Source organism: Paenisporosarcina sp. NPDC076907, from assembly GCF_050269735.1.
Lineage (GTDB): Bacteria > Bacillota > Bacilli > Bacillales_A > Planococcaceae > Paenisporosarcina.
Genome location: NZ_JBNNIX010000003.1, coordinates 96,919 through 118,425 on the forward strand (window position 1 = coordinate 96,919; position 21,507 = coordinate 118,425).

Below are 21,507 nucleotides of genomic sequence, written 5' to 3' on the forward strand. Positions count from 1 at the left end.
ATTATTAATCTACGTACCATTTATTTGCTTTCATTGCTTGAATCGCCAGTGCAGAACTGATTACACTATCGTCATGATGTAAATCTGAATTACCTCGTTTGTTCCCCATCTTGCCATTCGTCTCAACAAACATTTGCATTTGTTGTAAGGTCTGTTTAGATTCAATGTTGATAAGACCTTTCTCGAACTGCTCTTTGAAGTCACTTATCATGATTGCCTTTGTCTTTTCAGTAGTAGTGAATCCTAACTCCATTTTCTTCTTTCCACGTTGGTCAAAGGTTTTTTGCTTCATTAGATTCATATACTCATAATCATTTCTAAGTCGTTCAATGACAGGTAAACCATAACTGTTCCGTTCAATAGCAAGGAACGCATAGTTGTACATTCTGCCTAAATCATTCAATATTTCTGCAAACAAATAGACAGGAATCTTGTTATGATACAAACTCATAACTTCCTGCCCATCACTGTCATATATAGTTAATGTAGAATAGTCGTTTCCACTGCCCGAACTGCTATCAGCACCACCATAGTATTTCATGCCCCTCTGAGGTAAGTAGAAAATATCTAACCCCCTACCGACATATTTCAATAAGGATTCATCTAACTCATGTTCTAATTCCTTCTTGCCTATTGGAGGTAGCATATTGCTCATACGTTTTAACACTTTTGTTTGGTCAAACACTGAGCGTCCTGTACTGATAAATGACTCAAGAGGATTTGAAGGGAACTCCTGCATAAATTGCGTCTCATCTTCCATATCTTGAATTTTCCAACGTCTCCACATTAGTTGCTTTAAGTTTGCACCTTTCTCATAGAGAACCTTTTCGTCATCTTCAAGATCATCAGGTTTCAATCTAACCCCATTATTAGTTGCCTTGAACCATATTTCTGCTTCATTGTAATCATGAGCAAACTGCTTTTTGTACAACTTGTGATAGAAGGGAACAAAGTAATCTTTATACTTTGATTGTCCTTTCATCGCAGCCATGTAAACTTTATAAAAATGATTACCTGTACCATTAGAAGTTGTCTCAATGGTCAATTGTGATTCAGCACCTTTTGCAAGGGATTGTTCAACAGATAGCAACTGTGATTCTTGACTAGAATAAAACGCATACTCTGAGAGATGAATATAGGTGTAAGTTGAACCACGTCCGATACTTTTTGATCCTGCTGTAACCGAACTGATTCTGCTCCCATTACTAAAAAAAAGTTCCCCTCTGTTTTCCCTTTTTATCTTTGGGAATACGTTAGGAAACTTTTCTCTTGGAATCATCTCGTTCATTTGCTTAAGTTTATCAAATAACGCTTTGGCCGAGTCGCCTTTATATGAAACGATTAATATGTTTTCATTTGGCTTTGTTATTGCTCTCCATAATGCACGACCAAGTACCATTGTAGAGATACCAGATTGTCGTGCTTTACCGATAATAATAAAACGATTCTTTTGCATTAAGTTATCAATTTCAATCTGTGCGTCATTTAACTCAAATTTAACAACCTGATTCTCATTGTCTGTGATAAAGATAAAATTCTTTGAAAACAATGGGAAATCATCTAGCACTTTTTGAAGTTTAGTGTCTGCTTTCATACCTTACAACTCCAAGTCATCATAAGCATTTTCTGATTTCTGCTTAGATGGCTTCTTTGATTTCAATTCTTTATTCATAGCGACAATTTGCTTCTGTATCTCAAATAAAATTTTGATACTTTTTTCATCGCCTTGTTTGGCTTTCTCAGACGTTGATTCATAAATGACTTGTAAGTCTTGTCCGATACGAGATTGAATCAGCATGTTCATTAGTAATTGATACTCTGAACTTGATTCCCATTGTTCGTATACATACAGGTCTTTAACGTCAAGTTGCTTTAATGCTTCTTCCTCTGTCTTAGGATTCCGCATATTATAATTGTTTTTCCACTTAAAATAGAATTGCTTTTTGTATGGTAACTGTTTCAACGCTTCTTTTAATTCCATATTACTTTCCACCTTTTCTTATATTGAATTTCCTTTGTACGAATTTACCTATAATAGATTATTTATATATCTGTGTATCTCTTAGTTGTTCATATTGTCGTCTAGGTAATGTATTCTTTAATTCATTCATATCAAATAGACTACTAATAACTAATCTTAATGAATCCTTATAATTCAATTCATCAATCTCAATCTCATATAATGATTCAGATTTAACCGCTTCAATATTCATTTGATACTTGTTAGGTTTCTTACCTGCAAATGCACCTCTTGAGTCCTTGAGCATTTGATTTCTAGCAACAATATTCATAATTCCTGAATCCTCTAATTGATTAACAATTGTTCTAACCGTCTTATCTGACAAGCCACTTGCAATTGCCATTTGATTAAATGACATATAAAAAACGCCCTGCTGATTAGCAAAACGTTTAGAGTGGATTAATAAGCAATATGCAATTGTTTTTTGATTCAATGATTTTAACTTTAGGATTTGTTTCATTTCCTCATAGGACACTTCAACTTTCTTTGATTGAATCGTAAGACTGACTTCTTTCTCATATACGTATTTGACAATCAATTCATTATCCTTGTAACAATCATCTAATGGAGTTGAGAATTTAGTTTCGTCTTGTTGTCTGATCCATTCGTCCAACATGTCTAATGTCTCCTCTTGGTCAAACCCTTGATGACGGAAATACTTTGCTATCTTGAATGATGAGTTATGTCTAGTTCCTACAATTTGAAGTCCTTCATAAATTAATATCTCAATGGATTCAATTGTTTCCTTCTCATCAACATTTTGTTTGTAACTGCTTAATGGAGTGATTTTAGTTTCAATTGCATGTCGAGTTTCTTCAACTTCTACAACTTCCTGTTCATCATACATATCTGCTTCTTTTTCCATGATGGCATAAAGCACATCAACGTCCATTTGCACTATGGTTAAGATGTGGTCAAATGATTCTATCGGCTTGAAGTGATTATAATAATCCACGTACCAACATCTTTTCCCTGTCGCTTGATGGATTCCTAAAGGAAGTTTGACACCATACTTTAACATATGAGGTCTAAACTCAATTTCTTTAGAAGTACATTCTGATTGGCTTAACATCATTTCATAAAATTCATATGCTAAATCATTTTCAATTGGTTTATTGAAATACAGGTCAACATGATACCCCTTGTTACCAGAGAATGAAATATGAATATCCTTGTCATCTATTCCAACCTGCTTTAAGGATTCTACTAATTTAATCGTAATCCATTTGGCTTTCTGCAAGTCACCTTTAACATCAACGTCAAATGTTAAAAACTTTGTAAAATCCTTTGCAGAGAAAACACCATATGCACCATTTCCAGTTAGATGTCTCTTAATCATTGAGTCGTTCATTTTACGAATTTTATTGTTTACGTAATGGTCAAACGTCAACCACCCTTTAGTTTCAGCAGACTGAAAGATGTACTTCCAGCGTGTTAGTATAAATAATTTGTTAAATTGTTCAATATGCTCATGTGTGATTCTCATAGTTTCATTTCCCCTTTTCTTAATCCTCAGTAGAAATCTCTTTATATTCGTCTAATGCCTTTTGAAGTTGGCTTGTTTTTAGATACAAGGTAAATGTTTCACCATTCTTAATTGACTTGGCTTTAAAGATGTAACTGATTCCACGTTCCTTTAAATAAATGCTCATGCTTTTTGTGTAAGCGAAATAAAAATCCCGGTCACACAGATGTAAGTGGTCTAAATTTTTCATGTTTGCTTTTCCTCTTTTCTCATAAATTAAAAAAGAGCAGTTTACACTGCTCTCGAATAGTTAATATAGTTTCTTCCTGTTAGTGCATATGAAAATATTCTGTCATAGTAAATTGGATTGTTAATGTCACTGATTTTATTAGCACTACGATTAAACTCTTGCACCAATTGAAACTCACCTTTTGGAAGAATTAACTCAAAGCCCAATAAATCTTCTGCATATTTTTTAGTGTTTTTTTGGAATGTGACTTCATTATCTTTGAATCTAAGTCTGTCGTTTTGCTTAATGTAATCAAATCTAAACTCTGATGTCCGATTCAATAAGTCGATTAACTCTGTGTAACCTAACATCTCAAAATAGTTGTTATGGACTTCCTTATACCGATTGTCATAGTGACCAAGATATGAAGAATCAATTGACATCAGATATAATTTGCCATCGTCAGTTGTTGGTAAAGGGATGTCATAGTACGAATAAATCTGTAAAGCAGTTGATCCACAATACTTCTGAAAGTAGTTTGATTGGTTAATACCTAATAGGGAATTGATATTTGCTGATTGTTGATTTACATAATCATCTTCTTTAATTTTGACCACATGATTGTCCCAAGTCATTCCATTTTTGATTGCCATATCGACACCAATAGATTGACGTGTATCATTTGTATCTAAAACATAAATGCCCTTGAAGTTGTAATAATAATTAATCTCGTAACCTTGTACCATGTTCAATAAGGTTGTTGATAATAGTGAATCAATGTCATCTGATAATGTTAAATTTCTATCTTGATAAGTCTTGCACCATTCTGGATATAAATCTTTTAATTGTTTCTGCATATTGAATGAATATCAATACAGTTTCCTTTAGTTGTGTAACTTCCTTTTTCTCATTAGTTTCTAAAAACTATTAAAAAAGCCGATTTAACCGACTGCTATCATTTTAGAGAAAAAGGAAATCTATGTTGAATAATTCATTTGTTCAACTCCTTCTTATTTGTGATTTTCTTTTTAATGGTTAATTTGATTTGATATACCGCTCGTATTTAATAACCTTGTCGCTATCCATGCAGACACTCATATTTTCGTATCTACTCAACAGAGAGATAGAACACCCGATGTATTCTGCAATGTCTTTCAATTTAATTCGTTTGCGTTTCCTCATGACAAATAATTCTGTTTGATTCATGTGCTTCTCCTTTCTCATGCAACTTTTTGATTTTCATGTAATTAAAAAAGCACCCATCAAATTAATGATGAGTGCCTAAGAGTGCTATTAGATTAAGATACAGTTAATACTGCTACTGCTTTCTTGCTACCGACTTTTAATGTTGCTTCTGCGATTACTTGACCTTTTACACTATCTCCCGATTTTGCTAATGGTTCGAAATGTGGCTCACGAAGATATGCCAAATCCACATATGCGTCATTAAAGAACACGATTTTATCAGTCGGTACATGTTTAGATAATACAAAATTCACTGTACCGTAGTTAGTGTTGATAGAGTCAACAAGCAAACCAAAGTTTGTAGTTACATGAGAGTAACCATATTTATCAGCATAGATAGCGTCAACTTGCTCTTTCAAGTCAGCATTAAGAAACGCATATACTTGACCTTCTGCTAAATCTTGATTCCAAAGATTACGCATTGCTTCTTTAATAGTGTCTTCCGTTACTACACCTACAACTGCATTAGCAGCGTCAGCCATTTCAATTAAACCTGACAATTGACGTTTGAATGGAGTAAGTGATCCATCTGCTTTAAGACCGTTGATGAATTTTTTCTCCATGTTGATTTTTAATTCAAGAAGACGGTCATTAATTTCTTCTGCAAATTGTACAGATTTCATTGCTTCAGCAGTACCAGAGATACTTGCACCTTTTTTGAAGATTTCAAGGATATTAGAAAGTTCTGCTCGTGCAGTTTCGTAGAAAGTAATATCGTCTGAACCTTCAATTGCTGATAAGTCGTCAGCGTTATCTAATGCTTTCTCTCTCCATGTGTAGACTGTTGATAATGCTTTTTCTACATTGCCTTTTGCCATTAACATAGATGTGAAAGGAGTTGCTTGTACCCCGATTAATGCGATTTCTTGTGATAGTGAGATTTTTTCTGCTTGTGTAAAGTTAGTTGATGTAAACATAATTTATATTTCTCCATTCGTTTTTAGGTTTTTTTTATTTAAAGAGATTAGCCAATTTAGAGCCAATCATTTTCTTTGTATCGCCCTTTGACTGAGCGACACTATAAGCGTCTTGCTGTGCGTTTTCTTTCGGTTGATATGAGTTAGCAATTTTAATATCATTTACGATTTTAGTAAGTGAAGCCACAACATCATTTAATTCATCTGTATTTTCTACCTTGACTAAATTTGCAAATGCTTCAAGTCCATTGTCTTTTAATGCAAATTTGATTTCTTTTTCGAAAATCGCTCTATGACGTTCATCAAGTTCTTTTGCAAGTTGCACTTGGTCAGCATTGATTCTATCAAGATTTTCATTAATCTCATCAAAGTTGACTTCTTGTGTTTCTACTTCCTCGACTTGTTCAACCTCTTGTGTTTGTACCTCTTGAGTTACTACTTGTTCTTTTTCCATTGAATGATTCTCCTTTTAAATAAATTTAATTTGAACCTGATCTCGTGAAAGAACAGATTTATTATTGTGCAGTCCTGAGAACTCAAAAATGAAATCCTCAGCACCTACTGTATAGTCATAAAAAAAACACCCAATATCCTCTTTAATAAGAGACTCTTGCGTGATAGTTTCGATTACTTCTTTATTCAATTTGTAGGTTGTTAAGGTTACATCAGATGGTTCAATTGCTTGACCATCAAAGTCACGAAACTTAACTTTTAATCTGACAGTGTCGTTTGAAAACATTTAGTTCACTTCCATTTCCGTTCTGTTTTCAGTTGTGTATAAATTCGATTGATTTAATATTTTAGTTGTCGCTGATTGATTGTGTTTATCTGCTAAAAGCGTTTGACCTAATAAATAATCAACTTCTGATTGACTACTTAATAAGAACACTTCTGCAAATACAGGTATTTCAGTTCTAACAGGAATATCCACGACAATCACTGAATCAATTGGATTAACATGTGATTGCAAAATCCTTTGTGTTGTGACAACTCTTGTTATCTTTGAACCTATCTCATCCATGTAAGATGTAACCTGATATGATTTTACGTTAGCATTTTTCAATACCACTACATTAGAAACAATTTGTTCAATGTGAGAATTGACATTAGCGTTTTTAATTAATTCCAATGCGTTAAAACTGTTTAAGTGTTTGGAGTGAGATACATTTACCCTCACTACTCGTTTAGACACGTCTAGGAGTTGTTTCGCTATTCCAGAATGGCTATTTAGAGTGACTGTTATGTTTTGTGCAGGGGTAGCAGGAAGACCAAATATTTTCAGATATGGATATGAACCTGCTTGGAATCCCCAAACAGATGAGTCCCAATTAGCAAAATTAGACGAATCTCCAAACTGTGATTTTGTAAGACCGATTGCATTGATGATATTATTATTTAACACTTTTTCAGAGTCGTATTTTAAATTAGTTAAATTGGCTTGTAATGCAGTTGCACCAAATCGTCCAACAATTGCGTTACCATATCCTTCACTAAAATATTCAAGCGTAGTAGCCCCAAATGAATTACCTATTAAAGTTGAATCACCATTTAATAAACCTACAAGACCACCAGTTGTACCAAAGGTGCTTGGACTTCCACTAACAGTTGCCGTAGAATAACAATTCCTCATTACGGAATACCCTTGCGAATTATTAATCAAATATCCAACTAAGCCACCAACTGTATTAGTTGTTCCAAGTCCTTGTACCTTACCTGTGGAATAGCAATTTTCAATGGTAGAATTTAAAGCATAACCTGCAATAGCACCTGTATAATTACGCTGGTTGATGAGGATTATATTTTCAATACCAAGATTTTTAATTACCGCATTATTAATGTAAGTAAACAAACCGCCATAATGATATTGTGTAATAGTTCCTGATGAGGAATTAAATATATCTAATCCGATAATTTTAAACCCTTTACCATCGAATGAACCTTTAAACTGTTGTGCAGATTGATTTGTCCCTATAGTGGTAAATCGTCCGAATCCTGTCATATCTATATCGTTGCCTAATTGATAATAAGCGGAAAGATTATTTCTAACTGCGTTTAAATCTGCGGGAGTTTGAATAATAAAAGGACTTGCTAATGTTCCTGCTCCTAGCATTTATACCAACTCCTAAACTACTTGTGGAATCTGTATGGTATGTTTGATTGTTAATTGATCTTCACTCGCAGCGAAAGTAAATTCTGTAAATGTTTCTATTGCGATTGGTTGACCACCTGTTGCAACATCAAAAATAACTGACTTAGCAACTGACTGACCTGTGAATAAAGCGTTTGAACCGCTAATGATTATTTGATATTCAATTGACTGACCAACTTGTGTAATTGTTAAACCGTCTGCCACTGCAAAGCGTTTGATAGGAGTACCATCTGCTTTCTGGACTTCAAGGTACTTCCAAGAACCAATAGCATACGTTTGTAATTTGTAATAAGCGTAACTTGTAACTTGTGTCATTTCATGACCACCTTTTTTAAGATTTGATGTATTAAAATATTTGATTAATAAGCATAAGAAAAAGGATTCTCATGGAGGCGAGAATCCTAAATGAATGAAACTATAATGGCAAATAATTGGGGTGGAGTCTTGACTCTCCTTAATAGCCAAACCAGAAAATAGTTGCACTATTTTAACCCCTACACTTAACCTAATTATACACATAAAGTGTGACGTTTTTATTTTGCCATTTTAGCAAAGAAATCTTTATCTCTTTTATCTTGTAATCGTTTTAATCGTTTCTTAAATGCTGATTCTTCTATTTCCATCTTCTTTGCAAAGTAGCGTTTGTTGATGTCTATAAAATTATTATCCTTGTCGATTACAAACGGAATTGGATTTTTTACATCTAGTTCTTTTTGAATTAACGTCTTTAATTTATCATAAAAGAACATTTGATTATTAGTTAATTTCTCTTCATTGATTCTCAGCATTTTGTCGATGTTTACATTTTTAAATTTTACATCGACTTTGTTAATCCAATATTTTTCACCATTACGATTTACTACTTTTGTTTGAAGTAACTTATTTAATTTTCTATATATGCGGTTCTTGGTCGATATTGTTATAAATCCTATAATCTCGTCATCTGTTCGTTCAAGATTAACCTTTAGCAAAACTTCATACAATGTTTCCAATATTAATGGTGAAATTTCATCATAGTATTGTTTTTGCTCACGTTTAATTCTAGGAAGTATTTGCATGTATTTTTTATATCCTGCCATAAATTCATCATGTTCAGATTCAGTTGCTAGTTTCTTTATGCGTTTCAACATTTTAGGTGTAATCTTGTCAAAATCATCAACATGAATGTGATAACCAATTCGAGTAAGCAAGGTATACATATCATGTAATTCATAGTCATCTGATTGTAATTGACGTTTAATTCTTTTTGGTTTTTTAGCGTGTCGCTCTAATATAATTTTAAGTTTTATGGCTACATGAAACTCAGGTTTATCTTCTTTGACAAAATATTTTGGTCGCCAATGATAAAATGTAACATAATCTACATCATTCGCTTGCTGATCGAAATATGGATATTCACGTTTAATATAACTTAATTCCGTTCTGGTTATTTCCGATTGTGCTAACTGTAATAATTCAGCAGCGAAATCATACTTACCCTCTTGATGTGCTTCAATCTTTTCTTTAAATTTCATATTTGATTCTCCTGTTCTATGATTTACTTTGCTTGTCCCGAAGGACAGCAACTACTTTTATTTCCAAATAAGTCCTTACACTACTCTCTATATACATAAAATCGACTTTTATCAATAGCAAATTATAATAAATTTTATCCCCTCATATCCCTAGCCTTGAAAACGGGGTATTTAATACGTTTTTCCGTCACTCTAAATTTCAAATAAGTCTCTATACTTAACTAGTACCACTTCTAGGCACTTTTATTGGGGGTTTTCCGTGTAATCAGTTTTAAGAAAATATCCCCTCACTATCATTCGTGTCCTTGCATGGCAAAAACTGCGTATTTTCTGCCACAAGCAACTCTTAAATGTGTCTAAATTGTGACAATTGGAAGTGAACAGGTTCAATGAAGTTCGTATTTTACCTCTGAAATAAATTTTTCGTCTATTTTAATTTCCATTTTTGTAATTAGTGAATATTTGAGTGACTTGAAAAAGATCCCCTCATATATCTAGTACCACTTCTAGGGTCAAAACTTCGTAGTTTCTGTCTTTGAGTTTTCTAATTTGTGTCTAAATTGTGACAATTACCAATTCACATAGTCGATAGAATACCAATTTTCCCTCTGAAATATTTTTTCTGCCAAATTTAATTTCCAGTTGTATATTTCACAATTTGGATTGCCATTTGAAACACTCAAAATCTCATTTTTGATGACTTAAAAAAAGTCCCCTCACCTTTCTGTCCTTGGCAGAATTTGTCGAATGAAGTCGAAATCGTCTTTTTAACTCGTATAATTGGGATAAATATTGACCTCTTCCCAAAAATGCGTTTTAGTGGTCTGACCTCTTCAAATGTGTCCAAATTGTGAACATTACCAATTATCATAGTGGATAGTGTCCGAAGAATCCCTTTGAAATATTTTTTCTGCTGAAATTAATTTCCAATTGATGTATAACCTATTTTCAAATGGCAATCTTAAACCAAAATGGAGGTTATCAAAATGAAAAATTATTCAATGAGTTTTGCTGAATGGTTGCATCAACCTAGTCCAAATTGGAAAATTAATATTGAAAGATGTCATCCATCTGTATTTAAAGAATTAAAAATGAGCAAAGAAGATGTTGAAAAAATATTAGAAAAGTTGGAAGAGTATCATGTGTTTGATACACCTCAAGATTAATAAATCATTTGTGAATTTCATCTGACAGTTAAACGACCTCTCAGAATCAATTTATCAATACGTAGAATGCTCTCAGAGCGTTCAAATTTGGCTTAACGAATATTACATCATTTTTTAGAATGTCTCTGAGAGCGTTGTGGAGAATAAAGATAATCAAATGAAAAAAAGAACGTCCAGTTGGACGCTCTAATTATTGAGTTACCAATATATCGCTATGTGAAACTTATCATCTTGACTCCCTAAAAACATGCACTTCATTGTCCCATTTGCATAACCTGAAATATTGACTTCCCTTACCGTATACGCAGACGGGTACATATATGTTATATCCTTTGTCAATTCTCCCGTTTTATTTAGAAAAGGAAAATAATCCATCTTATTTCGATCTATCAATGGCTTACTACCTTTTCCTGTTCCTAACTGGACAATCTGACTAAATCTATCCACTGCATTAAACCATCCCAACACAAAAGCACGATTACCTTGTTTACCATTAATGATTTCACTAGAAAGCCATTGGAAATCCTTTTCTAATGCGTTCCAATTTGCACTATTTGAACTTGCGTTACCACTCTTGTAATTCTTTTGGAGTTTTACTTCTATGTTAAAATCCTTAGACTTAACTACAATGTCATTTCCAAGTTCTTTAGATTTGCCCTGCATATTAAAAGTAGCCATATGTCGAAATGGAAAGCCTAATCTGACAACCATATCTGCTTCTGAATACTCAGTATCAGCAATAATTTTAAGTTGTTCTTTGGTTTTAATATCTTTATACTTCTCATTAAATTCGTCGATGATAAAAAGGCAGTTAGATACTAAATATTTATCTATCATAGGTTATCCATCCTCATCTCTTTTCGATTAGAACTCTCAGCACTGACTTTTCATTTTCTTCACTTTTGTATATTTCCACAATTGCTTTAAACACATCTTCATAACTGTAGTTTGTAAATGAATGATTTCTTATCACACCATCATCAAATTGAACAATTGCGACATAATTAGTAGCACCAATTTTTTTACCTTCATCAACGTACATTGACCCAGATTTCATATGAATCCCTCCTGTGAGTTACTTTCTATGATTAGATTACTCATTCCTTTATTAAAATAGAATTAATTACAGATAGTACAGAGTAAGATATATATATAATCTATTATAGGTAAATACGTACAAAGTAAAATTTAACATTACAAGAACCCTCTAAGGTTGTTTGCTACCTCATCTGTATCTAAATCTAAATATTGAGTAGTAACTGCAAGATCGGAATGACCTAATGCTTTACTAATAAGAGCAATGTTTGCACCTTTATCTAATAGGTTCTTTGCATATCCTCTACGTATTGAATGTGGGTTAATATTCTCTAGTCCATACCTTACAGAATACTTGTGAAGTTGTTTTGTAATTGCATTGGCACTCGACTTAGAATCATTAATAGGTAATCCATTTTGAGTAATAAAGACATTTGAATTTTCTACATTGTAAAACTCACGAATTAATTTGTTTTGATTAATAAGGATTTTTAACAGGTCTGCCAACTCTCTATCAATAGGCAACTTGAGGAAATTATGATTTTTAATGATTGACCCATCAAGGTTAAGGAAGAGATTATCAAAGTCAATATGACGTTCTCTGATTTCACCAAGCGTTCTAATACGTACACCTGTTTTAAATAGCGTGAGGATGGCTACAGTGTCACGAAAACCAATAAATGTGTTCTTGTCTAAAAGTGAAAGTAGTATGCCTATATCGCTTTCCTTTGCACCCTTCTTAACGTGCTTATCAATCTTAATTTGTATGAAACTCCAGAAGCGACTACTAAACCAACCATTGTTATAAAACTTGCCTAATACTGCTTTAATTGATTTTAGTCTTATGAGTTTTGTTTGATTAGAGACGTTTAATGAATCCAAATAGTTGTAAATGGTTTCTGTGTTAATGTCTTCAACATAGATAAGGTTGTTCGTAGTTACAAATTGATTAAAGATATACTGATAATCGTTTATTGTCCTCTCTCTGTTACCTGACACCTTCATTTGTTGAATCACAGTGGCTAATGCCTGTTCAATTGTCAGAGAATCTCTTTTAACGCTTACCGACTTTGTTACATGAGTGCCTACCTCAACATTATTAATCGCAAAGACACCTTTTTTTCTACCCATACAAAAAAACCTCCTAATCAGAATGATTAGAAGATTGATTGGTGATAAAGTAGGGAAATTCACTCAAAGTTCGTTTCCCTATTTTTATCTCATATGCTTAAAACCGTTGATATGACTACACCTACATAGATCATGTAAATGGAGACGGCGGGAATCGAACCCGCGTCCAGAAACTCCAACACTTAAGCTTCTACGCGTGTATCTTGCCTATTGAGGTTTCGCGCAGCATTATGCCGACAAGCGGGCGTCTTGTGCGCTAACTTGAAAATCTCTTCTCGGCGGCTCAAGTCGCACCGACGATCGTATCCCACTAAGAGTGAGCTCGTACAGGACCACATGGGCGATGGTCAAGACAAGCAACATTGTCAGCTTACGCTGCGAATGCTAGGTTTTGGTTTTTGCCAGTTATTATAAAATGACGTTGATACGGAGCCGATCCCTCCGACGCGCAACTTAAGCTCAGACCATCCCTGTCGAATCCGTAACGTCCCCTTATAGGATAATCATAAAGTCTTTTAACTCTTTATGAAAATGGATGTTCGGGTGAACAAAAAGTTCATCTGGCAAAGCTGTAACTCTATTATAAGACAAAATTGGTCAAACTTCAAGTACCATCAATCTTGGTTCCGGGATTTGAATGCACGTTCAATGTCTCGCTTCGCTTCTTTCTTCTTGAGATCATCGCGTTTATCGTAATTTTTTTTCCCTTTACCCATGCCGATTAACACTTTAGCAAAGCCATCTTTCATGTACATCTTGATCGGAATGATTGAATAGCCATCTTGTTTTGAAAGACCGATCAATTCACTGATCTGTTTTTTATGCAGTAACAGTTTACGAGAACGCAAAGGTTCATGGTTGAAACGGTTTCCTTGTTCATAGGGACTGATATGCATATTCGAAATCCATGCTTCATTGTTGCGAATGCGGACGAATGCATCCTTAAGCTGGACTTTCCCGTTACGGACGGATTTGATTTCCGTACCCTGAAGCACAATTCCAGCTTCAATTGTTTCGTCAATAAAATAATCGTGATTGGCTTTTTTGTTCTGCGCAACCACTTTCCCAGTTCCTTTTGGCATCTGTCTACACCTCGCTGTTTGAAAAGAGCGGCTATCCGCCGCTCCTTTACCTTACTTTTTCTTACGCTTACGACTGCTTTTATTTTTCTTGGCAATGTCTTCATAAAACTTTTTCTTTTGATTCACGCCTTTTTTAGGTCCTGGCGATGATTTATCAGAAGAAGATTTACTTCTCCCTGCACCTTCTTTTCGTTTCGCATGAATAACTTTTGGCGTTTCCTTGCGAGGAGGACGATTGAAAGTTTTGACCATACCGACAATTTCAAAGTCAATTGCCGACTCTTCAGGTTTAACAGATGTCACACGAACAGTCACTTCATCCCCAATGCGGAATTGTTTTCCTGCACGTTCACCGATCATCATCATTTGACGATCATCAAAACGGTAATAATCATCCGTCATATTGCTTACATGTACGAGTCCTTCAATTGTATTCTGAAGTTCGATAAACATTCCAAAATTCGTTACAGAGCTAACAATTCCTTCAAACTCTTCACCAATCTTATCTGCCATGTATTGTGCTTTCTTCAATGATTCTGTATCACGCTCTGCATCAACTGCTCGGCGTTCACGTCCAGAAGTATGGTCAGCAATTTCATCCATTACTGCTCCCCAATGCGCAACTGTCGGTTTCGATACATCTCCGTTAATCAAATACGTTCGAATTAATCGGTGTACGATTAAATCGGGATAACGGCGAATCGGAGAAGTGAAATGCGTATAGTACTCCGTCGATAACCCGAAATGGCCTAAACTTTCCGCATTATACTTCGCTTGTTGCATCGAACGTAACATCATTGTTGAAATAACTGGTTCTTCTGGCAATCCCTCGATTGATTCAACGATTTCCTGCAAAGCACGTGGATGTATTTCATTACCTGAACCTTTAACCACAATACCGAAATTTGTAATGAATTCGAAGAAACGTTGAAGTTTTTCAGGTTTTGGATCTTCGTGAATACGATAGATGAACGGTACATCCATCCAATGGAAATGTTCCGCAACCGTTTCGTTCGCAGCCAGCATGAATTCTTCAATTAGGCGTTCAGCGATTGTACGTTCTCGAATGACAACATCAGTCGGCCATCCATCTTCATCCACCAATATTTTTGATTCTTTGAAATCAAAATCAATTGCACCACGGTCTGCACGTTTTTGACGTAAAACATCAGCCAGTTCTGCCATCAATTCAAACATTGGAACCAAATCTTTGTAGCGTTCTCGAAGTGCTTCATCTTTTTCTTCGACAATCTTATAAACATCTGTATAAGTCATACGTTCTTTTGTTTTGATAACACTTTGGAATATTTCATGTGACACGACTTTCCCACTGCCATCAATGACCATTTCGCATGACAAAGTCAGACGGTCCACTTTTGGATTTAATGAACAAATTCCGTTAGAAAGACGGTGAGGAAGCATCGGGATTACACGGTCTGTCAAATAGACACTCGTCGCACGTTCATATGCTTCTGTATCCATTGGAGACCCATCCGTTACATAATGACTGACGTCTGCAATGTGAACACCCAGTTTGTATGTTCCATCTGCATTCTTAGTGACCGTTACAGCGTCATCCAAGTCTTTTGCATCTGCTCCATCAATTGTTACGATTACTTGGTTACGAAGATCACGTCGTCCTTCAAGATCAGCTTCAGATATTTCATCAGGTACTGCATTTGCCTGATCCAATACTGGTTTAGGAAATTCCGTTTCGATTCCATGCTTATGAATGATGGATAAAATATCGACACCAGGGTCATTTTTATGACCAAGGATTTGTGTCACCATACCGGTTGCAGATTTACGACCTTCTGGCCATCCAGTAATTTCTACAACTACTTTATGCCCTTCCATCGCACCAAGTGTATCTTCTTTCGCAATGAAAATATCCATGGAAATCTTTTTATCATCCGGAAGTACGAAACCAAACCCTTTATTGTCCTGGAACTGCCCGACCACTTTTGTGATGCCTCGTTCCGTGATTTTGGTAATCGAACCTTCACGACGATCGCCCGAGCTTGAGCTCGATACCCGCACTAATACGGTATCTCCATTCATTGCTCCATTGATTTCTGTTGGTGGAATGAATATATCATCCATACCTTCTTCTTCCGGTGAAACAAATCCAAATCCGCGTGGATGTCCGATAAACTTCCCTTTTAATAAATTCATTTGTTGCGGGAGTCCATAACGGTTCGATCTTGAACGGATGACGTCCCCTTGCGTTTCCAAGCGGGCAAGCGTCTTCACTAATTCCTTGAATTCCTCGGAATATTCCAGCTCAAGTTTTGATTCTAATTCCTGAACGGTCATTGGTTTATAATCTTCTTCTCGTAATATCGTGAATAATTGTTCTTCTAAAGATTGTTCCATGTTTCATCCCTCCTTCTCTCAGCGTGTGCGTGCATGGCCGTTTTTACACATGCCAGTCAAGCGATTGTAAAAATTCTAAAATATCTTCGTGCAATTGTTCTTTTTCCTGATCAAGAGTAATTACATGGCCAGATTGTTCATACCATTTTATCTGCTTTTCAAATGATTCTGCCTGCTTATATATAATATTGGCAGAGTCCACATCAATGACACTATCTTGACGGCCTTGCACAACAAAAAGTGGTGCATACACATGGTCTACATGATCACGAACGTTATACACGAGATTTCGTAAATCAGGAAGTGAATCCATCGAAGTCTTTTGTAGTGCTTCTACTTCTTCTTCGATAAGGGATGTGTCTTTTCCTTCATAACGCTTATAATCACGCGCATATTTCAAAACACCTTCATACATGAGTTCAGTTGTCTTCATGGACATTGGCGCGCACATCGTCACGATTCCCTTTACAGGAACGGTATACCCTAATTTCAGTGAAAAGACACCACCTAATGATAATCCAGCTACAGCAATTTCTTCATACCCAGCAGCCTTCAATTGATCATAACCACGCATGACGTCTTTCCACCAATCAGCAGGGCCAGATTGAATCAATTCTTCCGGTGGAACACCATGCCCTTTATAGTGAGGAGCCAGTGATGTGTAGCCATTCTTTTCTAAAAAACGTCCGAGCATACGGACATCCGATGAGTTCCCCGTAAATCCATGCAATAACAATACGGCTCTTTTACCCGCTTCAAAAAAGAACGGTTTGGGTTGCGCGATTCGCATTCAAAAAACCTCTCCTTTACAAAACACATCATTCAATAAGTATGTATCTAAATAATTTTTTTATTAATTTCGCCCAACTTTTTCCATCGATAAATGAAAGCATCCAACTTTTTCCATCAATTGATGAAATAAGAAAACGCCTAACCAATTCAGTCGGTCAGGCGGTTCGTATGTGTTGATTATAATTTTGTTACGGCAATTGCCAGTATAAAAAATAATACGGCTAATACAATCGTTACACGGTGCAAGACAAGATCAATACCTCTTGCTTTTTGCTTCCCGAAAAGTTGCTCAGCTCCGCCAGAGATGGCACCTGATAAACCTGCACTTTTCCCTGATTGTAACAACACAACAACGATTAATGCTAGCGAAACGATGACGAGTAAAGTCAATAAAAACGCATGCATTTGTTCCACCTCCCGATCAGAAACATCACAACAAGAACTATTTTACCAAATAATAGAGACAAGCACAATAAGGTAAGAGAAATACAATACGAATTATGTCAGATTATTTGATAAAATAATAGAATCTTGCAGAAAAGATTGAAGAGACTATCTATTACTATGTTTACAGGGAATTTTAAAACAATCTGTGGTAACTTGCGTGTTAAATGGGGTTACATAGATTTTAAATGGGGTTACTTTTTAATTGGGGTAGCATCCTAACTGGGGTAACTCTTTATTTATCTGGGGTAACCAAGGTGTTATCTGGTATAACTCCAATTTCAGACTTCCTAAAAGAAAAAAAGCCGCACACCTAAATGGAAACGGTGTGCGGCTTTGCAATTATTTTTTCAAATTATAGAACGTTTTTAATCCTAAATATTTTGCAGTATCATATAATTGATCTTCGATACGAAGCAATTGGTTGTATTTTGCAACACGGTCAGAACGTGATGGAGCACCCGTTTTGATTTGGCCCGCATTTGTTGCAACTGCGATATCCGCAATCGTTGCATCTTCAGATTCACCTGAGCGATGTGAAATAACAGTCGTATAACCTGCGCGCTTAGCCATTTCGATTGCATCAAATGTTTCTGTTAATGTACCGATTTGGTTTACTTTAATTAAGATCGAGTTAGCAACGCCTTCTTCAATCCCTCTTGAAAGTTTTGTTGTGTTTGTTACAAATAAGTCATCTCCAACCAATTGTACACGATCGCCAAGACGCTCAGTCAATAATTTATGACCAGCCCAGTCGTTTTCATCCAAGCCATCTTCGATTGAAACGATCGGGTATTTGTTGCAAAGTTCTTCATACCAAGCAACCATTTCCTCAGATGTTTTCACGATGCCTTCGCCAGACAAGTGGTATTTCCCATCTTCTTTGTTAAAGAACTCAGAAGAAGCTACGTCCATTGCAAGTAAGATTTCTTCACCAGGCTTATAACCCGCTTTTTCAATCGCAGTTAAAATTGTCGTAAGAGCTTCTTCGTTTGAAGCCAGGTTCGGTGCAAATCCACCTTCGTCACCAACAGCTGTGTTCAAACCTTTTTCTTTCAATACTGATTTCAGGCTGTGGAATATTTCAGCACCCATGCGTAAAGCATGACGGAAAGATTCTGCACCTACAGGCATAACCATGAATTCCTGGATATCAACATTGTTATCTGCGTGTGCCCCACCGTTTAGGATGTTCATCATCGGAACTGGAAGTTGTTTCGCGTTGAACCCGCCTAAGTACTGGTAAAGTGGAATATCCAAGTAATCTGCAGCAGCATGTGCAGCAGCAATTGAAACACCAAGGATTGCGTTAGCGCCTAATTTACCTTTATTTTCAGTACCATCAAGTTCGATTAAAGCTTGGTCAATTGAAACTTGGTCAAGAACTGAGAAGTTCTCTTCGATTTCAGCTGCAATGATGTCGTTAACGTTTTCAACAGCTTTCAATACACCTTTACCAAGGTAGCGGCCTTTGTCGCCATCACGAAGTTCTACGGCTTCGTGTTCACCAGTCGAAGCACCTGATGGTACGATTGCGCGGCCGAATGCGCCGCTTTCCGTAAATACTTCTACTTCAATTGTGGGATTACCACGTGAATCCAATACTTCGCGAGCTTGTACTTGTGTAATAATTGGCATGTTTAAATCTCCTCAGCTTTCACTAATGTTTTACCTGTCATTTCAGGTGGTAGATTAATTCCTAATAAGTGTAACATGGTTGGCGCCAAATCGGCTAAAATGCCATCTTTACGTAATTCTACTCCAGCTTTCGTAACGATTACTGGAACAGGATTAGTCGTATGAGCAGTCATTGGTCTTCCTTCAACAGTTAAAACTTCATCCGAATTCCCATGATCTGCTGTGATGATGGCCGATCCACCTTTAGCATGCAGCGCATCGACAATACGTCCTAAACACTCGTCTACTACTTCAATCGCTCGAACTGTAGGTTCAAGCATACCGCTGTGCCCTACCATATCCGGATTGGCGAAGTTCAGAATGATGCCATCAAAACGCTCGGATTCAATGGCCGTCAACAATGCTTCCGTCACTTCATATGCGCTCATTTCCGGTTGTAAATCATATGTGGCTACTTGTGGTGAATTAATGAGAATGCGTTCTTCCCCTGGGAATCGTTCTTCCCGTCCGCCACTCATAAAGAAAGTCACATGGGGATACTTTTCAGTTTCTGCTATGCGTAATTGAGTTTTCCCATTTGCTGAAAGAACTTCCCCAACTGTGTTGATTAAGTTATCACTTTCATAAGCAACGGTAGCCACAACTTCATCACTGTAAGAAGTAAAAGTCACAAACTTCAAATCTGTTGGATGCTTGACGCTCATTGAAAATGTTGTTTCACATGTTGGGTTGGTAAACACAGAGGACAATTGAATCGCACGGTCAGGTCTGAAATTAAAGAAAATGACTGCGTCTTGTGAATCAATCGTCGCTACCGGTTTACCCTCTTCTTCGATCACCATCGGAAGTACAAATTCATCTACCACACCAAGATCATAGGAAGACTGAACTCCATCTTTAGCAGAACTAGCTGAAACCCCAACTCCGTCAACTAAAGCACTGTACGTTTTCTCCACTCTTTCCCAGCGGCGATCGCGGTCCATTGCATAATAACGCCCACTAATAGAAGCAAATTTACCAATCCCGATTTCAGCCATTTGACGCTCGGTTTCTTCAATATATCCTATTGCAGTTGTTGGACCAACATCACGACCATCCAGGAAGCCATGAACAAAAACTTCGTCTAGACCATTTTTCTTAGCGACCATCAATAAACCAAACAAATGCTCATAGTGTGAGTGAACACCACCATCTGATAGCAATCCCATTAAATGCAACTTCGAGCCATGAGCTTTCACATATGCAATGGCTTCCATGAATGCAGCATTGTCAAAAAAGTCGCCATCTGCAATCGATTTGTGAATACGAGTCAAGTTTTGATAAACAATTCGTCCCGCTCCAATATTTAAATGCCCCACTTCCGAATTACCCATTTGTCCTTCAGGTAATCCCACAGCATTCCCCGAAGCGATTAACGATGCATGAGAATATTCGTTCCAATAGCGATCGAAATTCGGCTTTTTCGCATGTGCTACTGCGTTACCAAAAACTTCGTTACGCAGTGCGAAACCGTCAAGAATTATCAAAGCAACTGGTGATTTAGACATTGGCACCAGCCTCCAACAATTTAAGGAAAGATGAAGGCTGTAAGCTTGCCCCACCTACTAGAGCACCATCAATATGCTCCTTCGTTAACAGTTCTTCAATATTTTCAGGTTTTACAGAACCACCGTACTGGATGCGAATAGCTTCTGCTACAGATGCTCCATACAAGGACTCCACTTTAGCACGGATGGCACCACATACTTCATTGGCATTCTCAGAAGTCGCAGTTTTACCTGTACCAATTGCCCAAATCGGCTCGTAAGCGATGACCGATTGTTTCACTTGGTCTTCCGTTAAACCTGCAAGTGCTTTTTCAACTTGTCCTTCAACTTTAGAAGTTGTGTTTCCAGCTTCACGTTCTTCAAGAGTTTCACCTACACAAATAATAGGAGTTAAAGAGTGAGCGAACGCTGCGTGTGCTTTTTTATTCACGGCTTCGTCTGTTTCGTTAAAGTATTCGCGGCGTTCGGAATGGCCTAAAATTACATATTCCACACCTAAATCCGCTAATTGAACAGGACTGACTTCTCCTGTATAAGCGCCTTCTGTTTCATAATGCATCGTTTGCGCACCAACATGTACGTTAGAATTCAAAACGATTTGCTTCAATTGTTCAAGAAAAAGAGCAGGTGCACAAATTACTGTATCTACTTTCACAGAATCCGGAGCTAACCCTTTTACTTCTTCTGCAAATTGTTTTGCTTCAGATAATGTTTTATACATTTTCCAGTTGCCAGCAATAATGGGTTTTCTCATAAG

23 protein-coding genes and 1 other RNA gene are annotated in these 21,507 nt (G+C 36.3%); 1 reads left to right on the plus strand and 23 read right to left on the minus strand.

From position 1 onward, the window contains the following. Positions 1 to 4: 4 nt before the first annotated feature. The 12 genes from ACQKEV_RS12015 to ACQKEV_RS12070 form a co-directional block, all read right to left on the minus strand. Complete coding sequence (locus ACQKEV_RS12015) at positions 5 to 1,594, minus strand: terminase large subunit domain-containing protein (protein ID WP_427446394.1); 1,590 nt, start codon at positions 1,592 to 1,594, stop codon at positions 5 to 7. Between the two features lie 3 nt (positions 1,595 to 1,597). After that, positions 1,598 to 1,981 (minus strand): hypothetical protein, encoded by a 384-nt coding sequence (locus tag ACQKEV_RS12020; protein ID WP_427446396.1) that lies wholly within the window; start codon positions 1,979 to 1,981, stop codon positions 1,598 to 1,600. Between the two features lie 58 nt (positions 1,982 to 2,039). Continuing rightward, complete coding sequence (locus tag ACQKEV_RS12025) at positions 2,040 to 3,506, minus strand: TOTE conflict system archaeo-eukaryotic primase domain-containing protein (protein WP_427446398.1); 1,467 nt, start codon at positions 3,504 to 3,506, stop codon at positions 2,040 to 2,042. A 19-nt stretch (positions 3,507 to 3,525) separates the two neighbouring features. Continuing rightward, a complete protein-coding gene (locus tag ACQKEV_RS12030; protein WP_427457897.1) occupies positions 3,526 to 3,735 on the minus strand; it encodes a hypothetical protein in 210 nt (69 codons plus the stop codon). A 41-nt stretch (positions 3,736 to 3,776) separates the two neighbouring features. Then, on the minus strand, positions 3,777 to 4,466 hold the full coding sequence (locus tag ACQKEV_RS12035; protein WP_427457900.1) for a hypothetical protein: 690 nt from the start codon (positions 4,464 to 4,466) through the stop codon (positions 3,777 to 3,779). A gap of 283 nt (positions 4,467 to 4,749) precedes the next feature. Next, the gene (locus ACQKEV_RS12040) at positions 4,750 to 4,920 is read right to left on the minus strand and encodes a helix-turn-helix domain-containing protein (protein WP_427446402.1); all 171 of its coding nucleotides are present in this window, start codon (positions 4,918 to 4,920) and stop codon (positions 4,750 to 4,752) included. Positions 4,921 to 5,012: 92 nt separating this feature from the next. Beyond that, a complete protein-coding gene (locus ACQKEV_RS12045; RefSeq protein ID WP_427446404.1) occupies positions 5,013 to 5,876 on the minus strand; it encodes an SU10 major capsid protein in 864 nt (287 codons plus the stop codon). Between the two features lie 34 nt (positions 5,877 to 5,910). After that, the gene (locus ACQKEV_RS12050; RefSeq protein ID WP_427446406.1) at positions 5,911 to 6,330 is read right to left on the minus strand and encodes a hypothetical protein; all 420 of its coding nucleotides are present in this window, start codon (positions 6,328 to 6,330) and stop codon (positions 5,911 to 5,913) included. A gap of 15 nt (positions 6,331 to 6,345) precedes the next feature. After that, a complete protein-coding gene (locus tag ACQKEV_RS12055) occupies positions 6,346 to 6,615 on the minus strand; it encodes a hypothetical protein (RefSeq protein ID WP_427446408.1) in 270 nt (89 codons plus the stop codon). After that, on the minus strand, positions 6,616 to 7,986 hold the full coding sequence (locus tag ACQKEV_RS12060; protein WP_427446409.1) for a GLUG motif-containing protein: 1,371 nt from the start codon (positions 7,984 to 7,986) through the stop codon (positions 6,616 to 6,618). A gap of 12 nt (positions 7,987 to 7,998) precedes the next feature. Next, the gene (locus ACQKEV_RS12065; protein WP_427446410.1) at positions 7,999 to 8,340 is read right to left on the minus strand and encodes a hypothetical protein; all 342 of its coding nucleotides are present in this window, start codon (positions 8,338 to 8,340) and stop codon (positions 7,999 to 8,001) included. Positions 8,341 to 8,558: 218 nt separating this feature from the next. Further along, complete coding sequence (locus ACQKEV_RS12070) at positions 8,559 to 9,539, minus strand: hypothetical protein (RefSeq protein ID WP_427446412.1); 981 nt, start codon at positions 9,537 to 9,539, stop codon at positions 8,559 to 8,561. 986 nt (positions 9,540 to 10,525) lie between these two features. On the opposite strand from ACQKEV_RS12070, the gene ACQKEV_RS12075 reads away from it, so the two are divergent. After that, on the plus strand, positions 10,526 to 10,705 hold the full coding sequence (locus tag ACQKEV_RS12075) for a hypothetical protein (RefSeq protein ID WP_427446413.1): 180 nt from the start codon (positions 10,526 to 10,528) through the stop codon (positions 10,703 to 10,705). 198 nt (positions 10,706 to 10,903) lie between these two features. Here ACQKEV_RS12075 and ACQKEV_RS12080 read toward each other — a convergent pair whose 3' ends face one another. The 11 genes from ACQKEV_RS12080 to tpiA form a co-directional block, all read right to left on the minus strand. Further along, complete coding sequence (locus ACQKEV_RS12080; protein ID WP_427446414.1) at positions 10,904 to 11,542, minus strand: hypothetical protein; 639 nt, start codon at positions 11,540 to 11,542, stop codon at positions 10,904 to 10,906. 13 nt (positions 11,543 to 11,555) lie between these two features. Beyond that, complete coding sequence (locus tag ACQKEV_RS12085; protein WP_427446415.1) at positions 11,556 to 11,762, minus strand: hypothetical protein; 207 nt, start codon at positions 11,760 to 11,762, stop codon at positions 11,556 to 11,558. A 137-nt stretch (positions 11,763 to 11,899) separates the two neighbouring features. Then, on the minus strand, positions 11,900 to 12,871 hold the full coding sequence (locus ACQKEV_RS12090) for a tyrosine-type recombinase/integrase (RefSeq protein WP_427446416.1): 972 nt from the start codon (positions 12,869 to 12,871) through the stop codon (positions 11,900 to 11,902). Between the two features lie 136 nt (positions 12,872 to 13,007). After that, positions 13,008 to 13,363: a transfer-messenger RNA gene (gene ssrA, locus ACQKEV_RS12095) on the minus strand. Positions 13,364 to 13,485: 122 nt separating this feature from the next. After that, entirely contained in the window at positions 13,486 to 13,953 is a 468-nt protein-coding gene (gene smpB / locus ACQKEV_RS12100) for an SsrA-binding protein SmpB (protein WP_016429072.1), read from the minus strand. A gap of 51 nt (positions 13,954 to 14,004) precedes the next feature. Further along, positions 14,005 to 16,329, minus strand: coding sequence for a ribonuclease R (gene rnr / locus ACQKEV_RS12105; protein ID WP_427446417.1), 2,325 nt, complete (start codon positions 16,327 to 16,329; stop codon positions 14,005 to 14,007). Positions 16,330 to 16,372: 43 nt separating this feature from the next. Then, positions 16,373 to 17,119, minus strand: a complete 747-nt coding sequence (locus tag ACQKEV_RS12110; protein WP_427446418.1) for an alpha/beta hydrolase — start codon at positions 17,117 to 17,119, stop codon at positions 16,373 to 16,375. A 179-nt stretch (positions 17,120 to 17,298) separates the two neighbouring features. Beyond that, the gene (gene secG, locus ACQKEV_RS12115; RefSeq protein WP_016429075.1) at positions 17,299 to 17,526 is read right to left on the minus strand and encodes a preprotein translocase subunit SecG; all 228 of its coding nucleotides are present in this window, start codon (positions 17,524 to 17,526) and stop codon (positions 17,299 to 17,301) included. 381 nt (positions 17,527 to 17,907) lie between these two features. Continuing rightward, complete coding sequence (gene eno / locus ACQKEV_RS12120; protein ID WP_269926571.1) at positions 17,908 to 19,203, minus strand: phosphopyruvate hydratase; 1,296 nt, start codon at positions 19,201 to 19,203, stop codon at positions 17,908 to 17,910. A gap of 2 nt (positions 19,204 to 19,205) precedes the next feature. Next, complete coding sequence (gene gpmI / locus ACQKEV_RS12125; protein WP_427446419.1) at positions 19,206 to 20,750, minus strand: 2,3-bisphosphoglycerate-independent phosphoglycerate mutase; 1,545 nt, start codon at positions 20,748 to 20,750, stop codon at positions 19,206 to 19,208. Continuing rightward, on the minus strand, positions 20,743 to 21,504 hold the full coding sequence (gene tpiA / locus ACQKEV_RS12130) for a triose-phosphate isomerase (RefSeq protein WP_427446420.1): 762 nt from the start codon (positions 21,502 to 21,504) through the stop codon (positions 20,743 to 20,745). The genes gpmI and tpiA overlap by 8 nt, the downstream gene beginning before the upstream one ends. Between the last annotated feature and the right edge of the window lie 3 nt (positions 21,505 to 21,507).

What these genes read in the sequence shown, in the direction of transcription:
- ACQKEV_RS12015 (WP_427446394.1), bottom strand. Translation starts at nt 1,594, where the DNA reads ATGAAAGCAGACACTAAACTTCAAAAAGTGCTAGATGATTTCCCATTG.
- ACQKEV_RS12020 (WP_427446396.1), bottom strand. Translation starts at nt 1,981, where the DNA reads ATGGAATTAAAAGAAGCGTTGAAACAGTTACCATACAAAAAGCAATTC.
- ACQKEV_RS12025 (WP_427446398.1), bottom strand. Translation starts at nt 3,506, where the DNA reads ATGAGAATCACACATGAGCATATTGAACAATTTAACAAATTATTTATA.
- ACQKEV_RS12030 (WP_427457897.1), bottom strand. Translation starts at nt 3,735, where the DNA reads ATGAAAAATTTAGACCACTTACATCTGTGTGACCGGGATTTTTATTTC.
- ACQKEV_RS12040 (WP_427446402.1), bottom strand. Translation starts at nt 4,920, where the DNA reads ATGAATCAAACAGAATTATTTGTCATGAGGAAACGCAAACGAATTAAA.
- ACQKEV_RS12045 (WP_427446404.1), bottom strand. Translation starts at nt 5,876, where the DNA reads ATGTTTACATCAACTAACTTTACACAAGCAGAAAAAATCTCACTATCA.
- ACQKEV_RS12050 (WP_427446406.1), bottom strand. Translation starts at nt 6,330, where the DNA reads ATGGAAAAAGAACAAGTAGTAACTCAAGAGGTACAAACACAAGAGGTT.
- ACQKEV_RS12055 (WP_427446408.1), bottom strand. Translation starts at nt 6,615, where the DNA reads ATGTTTTCAAACGACACTGTCAGATTAAAAGTTAAGTTTCGTGACTTT.
- ACQKEV_RS12060 (WP_427446409.1), bottom strand. Translation starts at nt 7,986, where the DNA reads ATGCTAGGAGCAGGAACATTAGCAAGTCCTTTTATTATTCAAACTCCC.
- ACQKEV_RS12065 (WP_427446410.1), bottom strand. Translation starts at nt 8,340, where the DNA reads ATGACACAAGTTACAAGTTACGCTTATTACAAATTACAAACGTATGCT.
- ACQKEV_RS12070 (WP_427446412.1), bottom strand. Translation starts at nt 9,539, where the DNA reads ATGAAATTTAAAGAAAAGATTGAAGCACATCAAGAGGGTAAGTATGAT.
- ACQKEV_RS12075 (WP_427446413.1), top strand. Translation starts at nt 10,526, where the DNA reads ATGAAAAATTATTCAATGAGTTTTGCTGAATGGTTGCATCAACCTAGT.
- ACQKEV_RS12080 (WP_427446414.1), bottom strand. Translation starts at nt 11,542, where the DNA reads ATGATAGATAAATATTTAGTATCTAACTGCCTTTTTATCATCGACGAA.
- ACQKEV_RS12085 (WP_427446415.1), bottom strand. Translation starts at nt 11,762, where the DNA reads ATGAAATCTGGGTCAATGTACGTTGATGAAGGTAAAAAAATTGGTGCT.
- ACQKEV_RS12090 (WP_427446416.1), bottom strand. Translation starts at nt 12,871, where the DNA reads ATGGGTAGAAAAAAAGGTGTCTTTGCGATTAATAATGTTGAGGTAGGC.
- smpB (WP_016429072.1), bottom strand. Translation starts at nt 13,953, where the DNA reads ATGCCAAAAGGAACTGGGAAAGTGGTTGCGCAGAACAAAAAAGCCAAT.
- rnr (WP_427446417.1), bottom strand. Translation starts at nt 16,329, where the DNA reads ATGGAACAATCTTTAGAAGAACAATTATTCACGATATTACGAGAAGAA.
- ACQKEV_RS12110 (WP_427446418.1), bottom strand. Translation starts at nt 17,119, where the DNA reads ATGCGAATCGCGCAACCCAAACCGTTCTTTTTTGAAGCGGGTAAAAGA.
- secG (WP_016429075.1), bottom strand. Translation starts at nt 17,526, where the DNA reads ATGCATGCGTTTTTATTGACTTTACTCGTCATCGTTTCGCTAGCATTA.
- eno (WP_269926571.1), bottom strand. Translation starts at nt 19,203, where the DNA reads ATGCCAATTATTACACAAGTACAAGCTCGCGAAGTATTGGATTCACGT.
- gpmI (WP_427446419.1), bottom strand. Translation starts at nt 20,750, where the DNA reads ATGTCTAAATCACCAGTTGCTTTGATAATTCTTGACGGTTTCGCACTG.
- tpiA (WP_427446420.1), bottom strand. Translation starts at nt 21,504, where the DNA reads ATGAGAAAACCCATTATTGCTGGCAACTGGAAAATGTATAAAACATTA.